This window comes from Sutterella massiliensis (assembly GCF_016899755.1).
Lineage (GTDB): Bacteria > Pseudomonadota > Gammaproteobacteria > Burkholderiales > Burkholderiaceae_F > Sutterella > Sutterella massiliensis.
Map to the genome: position 1 here is coordinate 119,741 of NZ_JACJJC010000002.1, position 12,332 is coordinate 132,072.

Sequence of the window (12,332 nt, forward strand, 5' to 3'; positions counted from 1 at the left end):
GTCATCGTTCTCCGCCGGAAACCGAGGATCCCGTCTCACCCGAGCGCCCCGAAGAGCGACGGCGACGACGCGGGCGACGGCGACGAGTGCGCGCCTCTTCCGAAGCACCAGCCGCTGCCGAATCCTCAGGTTTTCCGCTGCCGCCCGACGATCGGGTACGACGAGCCTTTTCGCCCGTGCGGCGCGCTTCAAGCTGCGCGGCTTCGATCATGCTGCGGCGCGAATCGTCATCGGCCTGCGAGAAAGCATCCCACCAATCGGGCAGAGACTGCGGCACGTGCCCCGTCATGGCGCGCAAAAGCAGGAAGTCGTAACCCGCACGATAGCGCGGGTGCTGCACGAGACTCCAGGGCGCCTTGCCGGTCCGGCGCTCGAGCTTTGCCTGCATGAGCCAAATGTCGTGCATGTCGGCCTGGTAGCGCCGCTGAATGGAAAACTGCTGACACTGCGTTGCAAGCACTTCGACCGACGCTTCGTGCAGAGCAGCGATACGGCCCATACCGCGCTTTTCTTCGTTGTGCACCCAGCGCTTGGCGACCTGCGGCCAAAGCAGCGTGCCGAAAAGAAACGCGGGCGAGATCTTCTTGCCGACGGCAAGGCGTTCATCCGTACGGCGAAGCGCGAGCATGAGGAATTTTTCGCCGTCGGGCTCCGAAAGAATCAAGTCCAAAATCGGCATCAGCGCCTGATTGAGCTTCGCTGCACGGAGCTTCTTCATGCTCTCAACCGCCTGACCGCAGGTAAGAATCTTGAGAAGCTCGTCGGAGAGGCGCGCAGCCGGCACGTTCTTGAGGAGCGCGCCCATCTTGGCGATGGGGCGTTCGGTCGCAGAATCGATCGTGAAGCCGAGCTTCGCGGCGATACGGATCGCGCGCAGCATGCGCACCGGATCCTCGCGGTAGCGTGCCTCGGGTTCGCCGATCATGCGTACGCGCTTGGCGGCAATATCCTCAAAGCCGTGGTGATAGTCGTAAAGCGCTTCCGTTGCGGGATCGTAATAAAGCGCATTGATCGTGAAATCGCGTCGCGCGGCGTCTTCCCACATTTCACCAAAGACGTTGTCGGAAACAACGCGGCCTGCCGCGTCTTTGCGAACGCCCGCGCCTTCGAGCGCGCGGAAGGTCGAGCACTCGATGATTTCGCGCCCGAAAATGACGTGCACAAGCTGAAAGCGCTTCCCGATGATGAGCGCGCGGCGCTGCGCGCGCTTCACTTCAACAGGCGTCGCATCGGTTGCGACGTCAAAATCCTTGGGCGTCACGCCAAGAAGCAGGTCTCGAACCGCGCCGCCCACGATGTAGGCCTGAAAGCCCCGCTTCTGAAGCGCTTCGCACGTACGCTTGGCTTCCCACGAAACGAGGTCGGGCGAAATGCGATGTACTTCCTTCGGAATGATGCGGGGCGTCTTCACGATCGCGTCCGCAGGTCCGGAATTCATCCAGCTTTTGAAGCGCTCGACGATTCGCTCAAACATCGGCGCGCTCCTTCTTGAAAATGTCGACCACGTCCCAGCCCTTGCTGACGGCCAGCTTCCAGAGCGCCTCATCGGGATTGATCGCTACCGCGCGCCCCGTCTGCGCCGCCCATTCGAGGAGCGGCCGATCGTTGATCGAATCGCTCCAGGCTTCGAGTGCCTCGACCTTTTCGCCGCGTTCGGCTTCGAGTTTTTCGAGAAGCGCCTTCACAAGCACAAGCTTGCCTTCGCCGTAGGAGTGCGAACCAACGGCGCGCCCCGTAAATTCACCCTGTGCATCCGTTTCGGGCGTCGCGGCGGCGAGATAACGGATACCGAAAAGCTTCGCGACTTCGGCCGTCACAAAGCTGTGCGTCCCGGTAGCGAGCACGATCTCAAAACCTTCCGCACGACGGCTCTGCAAAAGCGAAAGCGCTTCGCACCGCACGGCGGGCTTCACAATCTCTTCAATGAAGCGATCGCGCCAGAGCGTCATCTGCGCCTTCGGCGCACTTTTCAAAAGCGAGCACTGAAACGTGACGAATTCGTTCGGATCGAATTTGCCCGCATGATAGGCGTCTGCATAGGCCTTGATTTTCGCCTCGAAAGCGTCGCGATCGAGTCCCGCACATTTGACGACCCAGCGAGACCAGGCATCTCCCGAATCGATCGGCAGAAGCGTGTGGTCGAGATCAAAAACAGCAATTTTCATTCTTCGTTTAAAGTGTTCGTTCCTTTGATGTATGCCGAGAGCCGCGCCTCAAGCGCAGCGGGCGACGCGCCGGGACGGCGTTCCTCGAGAAAGCCTGACTCGATCGCAATGCGCGCGGCCTCTTTGACGGCGGCGAGATCGACGCGGCTTTTCGCGTGAAGCGAAAGCTGATTGGCAATATCGAGAACGCGCGTAAGCGTTCGCATATCGCGCGGCAGGCGCATCGACATCCAGGCGGCAATATCTTCGGTGAGAACGATGCCTCTGAGTGCCGCGAGTCGACCGAGCTCCCGGAAGCAATCGGCTTCGCCGAGCGGCTCGATTCGATAGCAAAGTCCCGCTGCAATGCGGCTCCTGACGTTCTCGGGAAGCGGCAAACGATTGGGCGAGACATGCCCGGCACAGACGATGCGGCCCTCAGCAGACCCGAGCACGGCGTCAAGCAGCCGGCGAAGTGCTTCCGCGCCCGTCGCGTCAAGAAGCTCCACGTCGTCGACCGCGTAGCGGTTGCGCGACGATTCGTACGCGGGTACGCGTTCGGTTTCGCTCCTGCCCTCGGAAAAAGCGCTCAACAAATGCGAGAGCCCGACACCGACGACGCCATAAAGATACAGAAGCCGCGGTCCCCTGCCGGCAGCCATTTCGCAGATCGCCGCAAGTGCGGGCGCATTTCTGCCCGGAACAAAGTTCTCAAAGGTCGGCCGGTCACGCTCCTGAAGCTCAGGCAGGTCAAGAAGATACTGGTCGGGCGTCTGCATGCCTGTGATTTCTCGTATTTCATCATGCCGCTCAACGCGCCTCGAGCGGGTCGCAGAAGCAACGGCCTCACAAAGGTTCAAGTGTATCGCGATCGGCCGTTCTCTTTCGGTCGGTCGAGTTATCTTTCCCTACAGCATTTGATTGCGTCGTTTTCCCTTTCGACGGGCCCGCTCCCTTATACTCTCGGCCAATTCATTTCGTCCTTCGGAGACTGCCGCCGCACCCTGCGTCGGTGCGGCCCCGAGAGAGGGGCCGGACGTCTTCGCACATCAAACAGCGAGAATTCCATGACTCAGCTTTCTTATGCTGCCGCCGGCGTTTCCATCGATGCCGGCGATGAACTCGTCGAACGCATCAAGCCCGCAGCCAAGCGCACGATGATTCCCGGCGTCCTCGGCTCGATCGGCGGCTTCGGCGCTCTCTTCGAAGTGAGCAAGGATTATAAAAACCCGGTTCTTGTGACGGGCACGGACGGCGTGGGCACAAAGCTCATGCTCGCCTTCAAGCTCGGCCGCCACGACACGGTCGGCCAGGACCTCGTCGCGATGAGCGTCAACGACATTCTCGTTCAGGGCGCCAAAAGCCTTTTCTTCCTGGACTACTACGCCTGCGGCAAGCTCGATGTCGACGTGGCCTCGCGCGTCGTTGCGGGCGTGGCCAAGGGCTGCGAGCTCGCGGGCTGCGCGCTGATCGGCGGCGAAACCGCTGAAATGCCCGGCATGTATCCGGAAGGCGAGTACGACCTCGCGGGCTTTGCCGTCGGCGTCGTTGAAAAGGACCGCATCATTGACGGCACGCGCATTCGTCCGGGCGACGTCGTTCTCGGCCTCGCGTCGAGCGGCCCGCACTCGAACGGCTTCTCGCTTATCCGCAAGGTTGTCGAAGTCTCGGGCGCCGACTGGTCGATGCCCTTTGACGGCGCTACGCTCGCCGACCGCGCGATGGAACCGACCCGCATCTACGTCAAGCAGGTTCTTGAAGTGATGAAGTCGGTCGACATCAAGGGCATGGCCCACATCACGGGCGGCGGCCTCCTGGAAAACGTGCCGCGCGTCCTGCCCGAAGGCGTGCAGGCCAAGATCGACGGCAGCACCTGGACGCGTCCGGCCATCTTCGATTGGCTCCAGGAAAAGGGCAACATCGAACACCACGAGATGTTCCGTGTCTTCAATAACGGCATTGGTCTCGCCGTTATCGTTTCGGCCGAAGAAGCCGACAAGGCCATGGAAGCCTTCCGCGCTCAGGGCGAAAAGGTCTTCCGCATCGGCGAGATCGTTGAGCGCCCCGAAGGCGAAGCGCCCTGCGTCGTGCTCTGATCGCAAGCCATACGCATTGAAGCGCAGCCGTGCCGACCGATCGGTCGGCACGCATCAGTCGCTCCCAAAGCCCGAAGCCACTGAAGTCGCTTCGGGCTTTTTGCTGGTCGAACGAATCGGCGGCTACTTGCGCCGAACACCGAAATCGTCCAGATATGCCGAGAGCGCCTCGACGATTGCCGCTACGTCGCTCACAAAAGGATCAATGCGAATGATGTCGGTCATGCCGCGCAGCCACGTGAGCTGCCGCTTGGCAAGCTGGCGCGTTGCCGCAATGCCCGCTTCGCGGAACGCCTTCTCGTCGAGGCGCCCCGAAAGAAAATCGATCGCCTGCCGGTAGCCGACAGAACGCATGGCGGGACTTTCGGGATCGAAATTGGGCTGCGCCATGAGGCGCTTCACTTCGTCAAGGAAACCAGCCGCAAGCATCGCATCGAAACGCTCGGCAATCCGCGCGTGAAGCTTGGCGCGATCTTCCGGCACCAGTCCGACCGTGCAGAGCTTGAGGTACGGCTTGACCGTTCTTTCCGCATGAAAGCTCGACAGGGGGCGTCCTGTCATTCTGAAGACTTCAAGTGCACGGCCGATGCGCTGCTTGTCGTTGGGCGCAAGGCGCGCAGCAGTCGTCGGATCCACCACCGCAAGCTTCGCGTGCATCGCAGGCCATCCTTCCCGTTCGCCTTCTGCAAGAACCCCTGCGCGAACGTCGGGTGACGTGGTCGGCATATCGTTGAGCCCCTCGCGAAGCGCTTTGGCGTAAAGCATGGTGCCGCCTACGATTAACGGAAAGCGCCCTCTCTCTCGGATCTCCGCAACAAGCCTAACGGCATCCGTCACAAAATCGGCTGCGCTATACGGCTCGTCGATTTCTCGAATATCGATGAGATGATGCGGCGCCGCCCGCAGCTCCTCGGCTGTCGGCTTGGCGCTGCCGATATCCATGCCTCGATAAACGAGCGCAGAGTCGATGGAAACGATTTCGATCTCAAAGTGTTCCGCAAGCGCCAAAGCGAGCGCGGATTTGCCGCTCGCGGTGGGTCCAAGGAGCAAAAGCGCCTCTGGCCTTGAGGCGCCGAATATCGTCATTTCCTTTTTCGTCATGGCTCACTCCCCGCGCATAAAGAGCTTGTCGAGCTCGGCAACGGTGAGCTTCGTCCAGGTCGGTCGCCCGTGGTTGCACTGGTCGGCTCGCGCCGTCTGCTCCATGTCTCGCAAAAGCGCATCCATTTCCGGAAGAGAAAGTTTGCGATTGGCGCGAAAAGCACTGTGGCAGGCCATGGTAGCGAGAATTTTGTTCTTTTCGACCTCAATCCACTCCGAAGCGCCGAAGTCCTTCACATCTTCGAGCACCTCGCGAAGCATCGCTTCAAGTTCTGGCACCGGTACATTGGAGAGAATCGAGGGAATCGTCCGAAGAACGATCGTCGAGTCGCCGCCCCCCGTTACTTCGAGTCCCATGGCTTCGAGCTGCGTCTGATGCTCTTCGAAAGCAGCGAACTGGAGCGGCGTCACGCGGACGACGATCGGAATCAAGAGCGGCTGGAGTGCAAGCTTTTTCTGCGAAATCTGCGTCTTCAGCCGTTCGTAGAGCACGCGCTCGGCTGCCGCATGCATGTCGACAATAACGAGGCCTTCTTCGTTTTCGGCGAGGATGTAGATGCCTGCCACCTGCGCGATCGGGCGGCCGAGACTTCCGGCAAGCACCGTCGAACCGGCCGCCTGTGCGGAACTTGACGCGAGAGGCGCCTCAGCTGCAAAACCAAGCGGTGCAACGGCTACCGGATCCACTGTAGCCTCTGCAGTCGGTTGTGCGATCACGCGATCGTGGACTTCCGGCGCTTCGACCTCACTACGATCTGCTGCCGCTTCAGCACGCACCGTGTCGCTTGATGTCAGCTCGTCCTTTGCTTCGGCTGGCGGCGCCGCAATGGCAGATTGCGGAACGCGATTGTCCGCTCGCTCGAGCGAAAAATCGCGCGGCGCACCGTAAAGCGACATGGCGTTTTCGACCGCGCGCTTGCTCGGATGGGCAGCGCTCGCCTGCACGGTGGTCTTGCCGAATCCGGGACGCGAAGATTCAAAGGGCTTCGGATAGGGGCTGCCGCGCGTCACGCCGAACTGTCGCTCCCATTCGGCCGCAGGCGGCACCTCGACACGGGAGAAGGCGTTGAGGCCGATCGAAACGTCGCGCGCCTCAAAGAGGCTCGGCGCTTCCGTTTTGTCACTTCCAGCGTTCTTAGAGTCGCTACCGAGCGACACATCCTTGAGCGCAGCGCCCGAGCTCGGTACGAGATCCTCGCCCGCCTCGGTGTCGTCAACGATGCCTGCCGACGAAACGGCAAGCGCCCGCTCAACAGCCGACTCAATCAGCTTGTGCACGCGCCCCGATTCGCGGAATCGCACCTCCGACTTCGTCGGATGAACGTTCGCATCCACTTCCGTCGGCGGAATTTCGAGGAAAAGGCAGTACATCGGCTGCGCTTTGTTGTGGAGCACATCTTCATAGGCCGCACGCGCGGCGTGCGACATCACGCGGTCGCGGATAAAACGCCCATTGACGAAAAGGTACTGAGCATCGCCGCGCGTTCGCGAGACGGTCGGCAGTCCCACAAGTCCCGTAATCCGCATGCCGCCTTCACGCGCCTCAACCGCACGGCAATGACCCGCGAAGTCCTTAGGCATCAGCGCAAGAATTCGATCGGCCTGCGACGCCTTGGGCAGATGCAGGGTCTCGCGGCCATTTGAGAAAAAGCGGAATTCAACGTCCGGATTCGCGAGTGCCACACGTTCGAGCTGCGTGACAATGTGCGCGGTTTCCGTACTCTCGGCACGCATGAACTTGCGGCGAACAGGCGTTTTATAAAAAAGATCGTCGACCTCAACGCGCGTCCCGCGCGGCATCCCGGGCGCAGGCTGCACCTCGCCGCCGCGAATCTGCCAGCTCACGGCCGAATCGGCCGTACGACTCTTGATCGAAAGGTCTGAAACGGAATCGATGGACGCGAGCGCTTCGCCGCGAAACCCGAGACTTCGAACGTTTTCGAGCTCAAGAAGCGAGCGGATTTTGCTTGTCGCGTGGCGCTTCAATGCGAGCGGGAGTTCCTCCTTCGGAATGCCGCAGCCGTCATCGGCGACGACAATACGCTTCAAGCCGCCGGCATCGGCACGTACTTCGACATGTTCGGCACCGGCATCGATTGCGTTTTCGACAAGTTCCTTCACGACCGAAGCGGGACGCTCGATCACCTCACCTGCGGCAATCTGACTGATCAAGAGCGAGGGCAGCTCGCGAATTTCGCGCCGCGGCGCTTTGATCGTTCCGTCAACTTCACTGATGCGGTCGACTTCGACCGTCTTCTGTTCGTCCTGGCTCAAGAAATCCCTCACTCCGATTCTTCGGGCACAACAGCTCCTTCCACGAAGCGAAGCGCCGTAGATAATCGCTTGCAATTTGATTGCCGCAATCCGCCGTTTCGGTCGGCTTTCAGTATGATAATTGGCTGTTTCAGGTCATGCTTACACGTGCCGTCGATTCGAACAGACTCGCCGAAATAGTTGTTATCGGCCGATTGACGGACAGATTGTCTCACTCAGCCAACCATGGACATCATCGGTCTCATCGTCGAACTTTTTACAAACGCCGACCACTTTCTGGTCACTTTGGCGACGCATCACGTCACGCTGATTTATTTGGCGATGTTCGTGATCTTCTTTCTTGAGACCGGCTTCGTCGTCATGTCCTTCCTGCCGGGCGACTCGCTTCTCTTTGTAGCAGGCACCGTCGCCGCCGCCGGCACAGCCAGCCCCTGGGTCATCATGTTCGCCGTGGCGCTCGGTGCCATCCTTGGCAACTCGGTGGGCTATGCGACGGGCAAATGGTTCGGCGCGAAAATCTACGACGGCAGCATCAGCTGGATCAATGCAGCGAAGCTCCAGCACGCACACGCCTTTTACGTGAGCCATGGCGGCAAAACCATTCTGCTCGCGCGCTTCGTGCCCATCGTACGCGCCTTTGCGCCTTTGATTGCGGGGGCGGCCCGCATGGACTATCTGCGCTTCGAACTCTTTTCCGGTGCGGGCGCCGTTCTCTGGGCCGTGACGATTGTGGGGGCGGGCTACCTATTCGGCAACATTCCGTTCATCAAGAACAATCTCTCGCTGATTCTCGTGCTCGGCATTTTTGCCGCAGCGATCGGCCCGGTCATCGTCGGTGTTGCCTGGCGATGGTTTCAGACGCGCCAGAACGCCAAGAAGAGCGCCTAAGAACGCTGACAGTTTCCCCGTGCCGGGCACGGGCGCCAAAGAGCGGACAGTTCACGTAAAACTGCCCGCTCTTTTTCTTACAAGGCCACGTCAGCCTTCTTTCGATCTCGCTCGGCGCGGAAACTTACTTTCGCCGCCCGGCCGCCAGATCGACGAGCGCAAGCGTCACTGCGAGACTGCGTTCCCAGTCGCCCATCGGAATAAATTCCGAAAAACTGTGGAAATTGAGCGCACCCGTAAAGTAATTCGGCGTCGGGATCCCGAGCGTCGAAATGAAGGAGCCGTCCGTGCCCCCTCGCATCGCAATCGTCTTGGGTTCAATCCCTTCCAGGGCGAGCGCGCGGTAGAGCATATCGATGCAGGCACGGTTTTCGGGCTTGATGGCGTCGGCGATGTTGCCGTACGTATCCGAAATCGAAAGTTCGATCTTCGCTCTCGGATAACGCGTCTTCAGGAAGGCGGCTGCCGCCTCGAGAAGTGCCTTCTTTTCTTCATAACGTGCGCGGTTGTGATCGCGGATTTTGATCGATACCGTCGCCTTTGACGCATTGGAGTTAATCGCGTGCACCCACACAAAACCTTCGCGATCGGCCGTGCATTCAGGGGTTTCGCCTCGATCGAGCATATTGACAAAGTCAACGGCGATCAGCGTCGGATTGACGAGCACGCCCTTTGAAGACATCGGATGCGCCGTCACACCCTCGATCGAGAGAAGGGCGCTGCCGGCATTGAAGGTTTCATAGACGACTTCACCCAACGCGCAGCAGTCGATCGTGTAAGCGAAATCGACGGGAAACTTCGAAACGTCGAGCTTCTTCGCACCACGAAGCCCGATTTCTTCGTCAGGCACGAAAGCAACGTAGATCTCGCCATGCGGTCGATTTTCTTCGCGCACGATTGCAAATGCCGTCATCAGGTTGGCAATCGCGGATTTGTTGTCGGCGCCGAGCACCGATGTGCCGTCGGTGAGGACCAAATCCTCACCGACAAAGCGCTTGAGTTCGGGATGCTCGCTTGCACGCAGCCAAATATCTTTTTCCTCATTGAGACAGATATCACCACCCGCATAATGGCGCAGCACCCAGGGCTTCACGTCGGGCGAGAGATTGACGTCAACCGTATCCAAGTGTGCACACCAGCCGACGACCGGCGCCTTGACGCCCTGCGGCAGGTTGCTCGGCAGTCGCGCCGTCAACACTGCGTGCTCGGAGATTTCGATCGACTCGAACCCGAGCGCCTGAAGCTCTTTTGCAAGCAGTTCGGCAAGCGCACGCTGCCCTTCACTGCTCGGCACATTCTTCGCCTTGGCGTCGCTCTGCGAAGATACGGCTGCGTAGCGCATGAAGCGCTCAAGGAGCGCTTCCTCTCTTTTGATTTTTTCTTCCATGACAGTGTCTTCCCGCAAACGAAATGCGCCCAAGGCCGATCACCTCGAGCGCACAAAAACCGTCTTTTGAGAGCCGCCAGAAGAATGCGACCCTCAAAATCGAGTGGCACCGGTATTATTCGGCGCGTTCTTCCAGAACGGCAAGCGCCGGAAGCTTCTTGCCTTCGAGGAATTCGAGGAAGGCGCCGCCCCCCGTCGAGATGTAGGAAATGCGCGACTGAACGCCGAACGTGCTCACGGCCGAAACCGTGTCACCGCCGCCAGCGATTGAGAAGGCCCCCTTGTCGGTCGCCTCGGCAATCGCTTCGGCAAGCGCCTTCGTGCCTTCAGCATAGGGCGCCATTTCAAAGACGCCGACCGGGCCGTTCCAAACGATCGTGCCCGCTTTGCGGACAACATCGGCCAGCATGGCAGCCGTCTTGGGACCGACGTCAAGAATCATTTCGTCGTCCTGCACGTCGTCAACGGAAGCGACGCGGTGTTCCGCATCCGCCGCAAAGGCCTTGGCGGCAACAACGTCGACGGGCATCGGAAGCGTAGCGCCCTTCTTTTCAAGAATTGCGAGCACCTTTTTGCATTCGTCAACGAGTTCGGGTTCGGCGAGCGACTTGCCGATGGGCTTACCAGCCGCGAGGAGGAACGTGTTGAGAATGCCGCCGCCGACGATGAGACCGTCGACCTTCTCAGCGAGGTTCGAGAGGATCGTAAGCTTCGTTGAAACCTTGGAACCTGCCACGATCGCCACGAGCGGACGCTGCGGCTTTTCGAGCGACTTCGTGAGCGCATCGATTTCGCCCGCCATCAGGGGACCCGCGCAAACGGTCTTGGCATAGCGAGCCACACCTACCGTGCTCGCCTGCGCGCGATGCGCCGTGCCGAAAGCGTCGTTGACGTAGACGTCGCAAAGCGCCGCGTACTTCTTCGAGAGCTCATCGTTGCACTTCTTTTCGCCCACATTGCAGCGGCAGTTTTCAAGCATTACGACGTGGCCGGGCGCCACTTCAACGCCGTCGACCCAATCGGTCACGAGCGGCATTTCGCAGCCGAGGAGTTCGCCCATGCGCTTGGCGACCTGCGCGAGCGAATCTTCGGGACGCACCGTACCTTCGGTCGGACGGCCCAAGTGACTCATCACCATGACGGCAGCCCCGGCATCGAGCGCCGTGCGAATAGCGGGCACACTCGCCACGAGTCGCGTTTCGTTCGTGATATGGCCCTCGGCGTCATGCGGCGCATTGAGGTCGCAGCGGATCAGCACGCGCTTGCCCTTCAATTCGCCGCTCTGAGCCAGTTTTTCAAGCGTCAAAACCTGCATTTTTCGCTCCTTCTTTAAATCTAGGGCCGCACAGCCCTTCGGTCTTGTGCGGCCCTATTCGAATCAGTCAGTTCAATCGGTCAAACCGGTTCTGCTTACTTGGCGGCCATCATGGCGCAAGCCGTATCGAGCATGCGGTTCGAGAAGCCCCATTCGTTGTCGTACCAGGACGTAACCTTGACGAGGCGGCCGCCCGAGACCTTCGTGAGCGTCGCGTCATAGGTCGAGCTGTGCGAGTCGTGGTTGAAGTCGATCGACACAAGCGGCTGATCGTTGTAGCCGAGGATGCCCTTCAGCGATTCGGATTCGGCGGCAGCCTTCATGATCGCGTTGATTTCTTCAACCGACGTGTCGCGCTTGGCGATGAAGGTCAGGTCGACAAAGCTCACGTTGATCGTGGGCACGCGAACGGCAAAGCCGTCGAGAAGGCCGTTGAGTTCCGGGAGCACCAGGCCAACAGCGGCGGCGGCGCCCGTTTTCGTCGGGATCATGGAATGCGTGGCGGAACGGGCACGACGAAGGTCCTTGTGATAGACGTCCGTGAGAACCTGGTCGTTCGTGTAGGCGTGAACAGTAGTCATCAGACCGCGTTCGAGACCGATCGCTTCCTGCAGGGGCTTGACGAGCGGCGCGAGGCAGTTCGTCGTGCAGGAGGCGTTCGAGACGACCGTATCGGTTGCCTTCAGAACGTGCTGGTTGACGCCGTAGACGATCGTCGCGTCGGCAGGCTTGCCGGGCGCAGAAAGCAGCACCTTCTTCGCACCCTGATCAAGATGCACCTGGCTCTTGGGCTTGGAGTTGAAAGCGCCCGTGCATTCCATCACGAGGTCGACGCCAAGGTCGGCCCAAGGCAGTTCGCGCGGATCGCGCGTGCCGAAGACGCGCATGCGATCGCCGTTGACGATCATGTAATCGCCGTCGGTTTCGACCGTCGCATTGAAGCGGCCGTGAACGGTGTCGTAGCGCAGGAGATGTGCATTGATGTTCACATCACCCGGGGAATTCACGGCGACGATTTCAATGTCGTGCTTCTTGCCGGATTCGTAGTGAGCACGCAGAACATTGCGACCGATGCGACCGAAGCCGTTGATGGCGACGCGAATTGTCATTTTCTTCTTTCCTAAGCA

10 protein-coding genes are annotated in these 12,332 nt (G+C 60.0%); 2 read left to right on the top strand and 8 right to left on the bottom strand.

What is annotated here, in order from left to right; translation table 11 throughout:
* Position 1: 1 nt before the first annotated feature.
* Genes pcnB through H6A60_RS01935 form a run of 3 tightly spaced genes read right to left on the bottom strand, consistent with a single transcriptional unit; the run spans position 2 to position 2,923 of the window.
* On the bottom strand, positions 2-1,474 hold the full coding sequence (pcnB, locus tag H6A60_RS01925) for a polynucleotide adenylyltransferase PcnB (protein ID WP_205101727.1): 1,473 nt from the start codon (positions 1,472-1,474) through the stop codon (positions 2-4).
* Positions 1,467-2,165, bottom strand: coding sequence for an HAD family hydrolase (locus H6A60_RS01930; protein WP_205101728.1), 699 nt, complete (start codon positions 2,163-2,165; stop codon positions 1,467-1,469). Before H6A60_RS01930 ends, pcnB begins: the two co-directional genes overlap by 8 nt.
* On the bottom strand, positions 2,162-2,923 hold the full coding sequence (locus tag H6A60_RS01935) for an HdaA/DnaA family protein (RefSeq protein WP_205101730.1): 762 nt from the start codon (positions 2,921-2,923) through the stop codon (positions 2,162-2,164). The genes H6A60_RS01930 and H6A60_RS01935 overlap by 4 nt, the downstream gene beginning before the upstream one ends.
* A 288-nt stretch (positions 2,924-3,211) precedes the next feature.
* Here H6A60_RS01935 and purM point away from each other — a divergent pair, with 288 nt between their 5' ends.
* Positions 3,212-4,240, top strand: coding sequence for a phosphoribosylformylglycinamidine cyclo-ligase (gene purM, locus H6A60_RS01940; RefSeq protein WP_205101731.1), 1,029 nt, complete (start codon positions 3,212-3,214; stop codon positions 4,238-4,240).
* A gap of 123 nt (positions 4,241-4,363) precedes the next feature.
* On the opposite strand, the gene miaA is transcribed toward purM, so the two are convergent.
* Positions 4,364-5,341, bottom strand: coding sequence for a tRNA (adenosine(37)-N6)-dimethylallyltransferase MiaA (miaA, locus tag H6A60_RS01945; protein WP_205101733.1), 978 nt, complete (start codon positions 5,339-5,341; stop codon positions 4,364-4,366).
* A gap of 3 nt (positions 5,342-5,344) precedes the next feature.
* Positions 5,345-7,615, bottom strand: coding sequence for a DNA mismatch repair endonuclease MutL (mutL, locus tag H6A60_RS01950; protein ID WP_205101734.1), 2,271 nt, complete (start codon positions 7,613-7,615; stop codon positions 5,345-5,347).
* 225 nt (positions 7,616-7,840) lie between these two features.
* Here mutL and H6A60_RS01955 point away from each other — a divergent pair, with 225 nt between their 5' ends.
* Positions 7,841-8,503 (top strand): VTT domain-containing protein, encoded by a 663-nt coding sequence (locus H6A60_RS01955; RefSeq protein ID WP_205101735.1) that lies wholly within the window; start codon positions 7,841-7,843, stop codon positions 8,501-8,503.
* A 124-nt stretch (positions 8,504-8,627) separates the two neighbouring features.
* Here H6A60_RS01955 and pepT read toward each other — a convergent pair whose 3' ends face one another.
* The 3 genes from pepT to gap all read right to left on the bottom strand — a co-directional run bounded on the left by pepT (position 8,628) and on the right by gap (position 12,314).
* The gene (pepT, locus tag H6A60_RS01960; RefSeq protein WP_205101740.1) at positions 8,628-9,890 is read right to left on the bottom strand and encodes a peptidase T; all 1,263 of its coding nucleotides are present in this window, start codon (positions 9,888-9,890) and stop codon (positions 8,628-8,630) included.
* 115 nt (positions 9,891-10,005) lie between these two features.
* Positions 10,006-11,205 carry a phosphoglycerate kinase gene (locus tag H6A60_RS01965; RefSeq protein ID WP_205101743.1) on the bottom strand — a complete coding sequence of 400 codons (1,200 nt, stop codon included), beginning with the start codon at positions 11,203-11,205 and terminating at the stop codon, positions 10,006-10,008.
* Between the two features lie 95 nt (positions 11,206-11,300).
* Positions 11,301-12,314 carry a type I glyceraldehyde-3-phosphate dehydrogenase gene (gene gap / locus H6A60_RS01970; RefSeq protein WP_205101746.1) on the bottom strand — a complete coding sequence of 338 codons (1,014 nt, stop codon included), beginning with the start codon at positions 12,312-12,314 and terminating at the stop codon, positions 11,301-11,303.
* Positions 12,315-12,332 lie beyond the last annotated feature (18 nt).

Excerpts from the sequence above, each read along its gene's own strand:
- H6A60_RS01935 (WP_205101730.1), bottom strand. The coding sequence starts at position 2,923 with ATGCAGACGCCCGACCAGTATCTTCTTGACCTGCCTGAGCTTCAGGAG.
- pepT (WP_205101740.1), bottom strand. The coding sequence starts at position 9,890 with ATGGAAGAAAAAATCAAAAGAGAGGAAGCGCTCCTTGAGCGCTTCATG.
- miaA (WP_205101733.1), bottom strand. The coding sequence starts at position 5,341 with ATGACGAAAAAGGAAATGACGATATTCGGCGCCTCAAGGCCAGAGGCG.
- H6A60_RS01965 (WP_205101743.1), bottom strand. The coding sequence starts at position 11,205 with ATGCAGGTTTTGACGCTTGAAAAACTGGCTCAGAGCGGCGAATTGAAG.
- H6A60_RS01930 (WP_205101728.1), bottom strand. The coding sequence starts at position 2,165 with ATGAAAATTGCTGTTTTTGATCTCGACCACACGCTTCTGCCGATCGAT.
- H6A60_RS01955 (WP_205101735.1), top strand. The coding sequence starts at position 7,841 with ATGGACATCATCGGTCTCATCGTCGAACTTTTTACAAACGCCGACCAC.
- pcnB (WP_205101727.1), bottom strand. The coding sequence starts at position 1,474 with ATGTTTGAGCGAATCGTCGAGCGCTTCAAAAGCTGGATGAATTCCGGA.
- gap (WP_205101746.1), bottom strand. The coding sequence starts at position 12,314 with ATGACAATTCGCGTCGCCATCAACGGCTTCGGTCGCATCGGTCGCAAT.
- purM (WP_205101731.1), top strand. The coding sequence starts at position 3,212 with ATGACTCAGCTTTCTTATGCTGCCGCCGGCGTTTCCATCGATGCCGGC.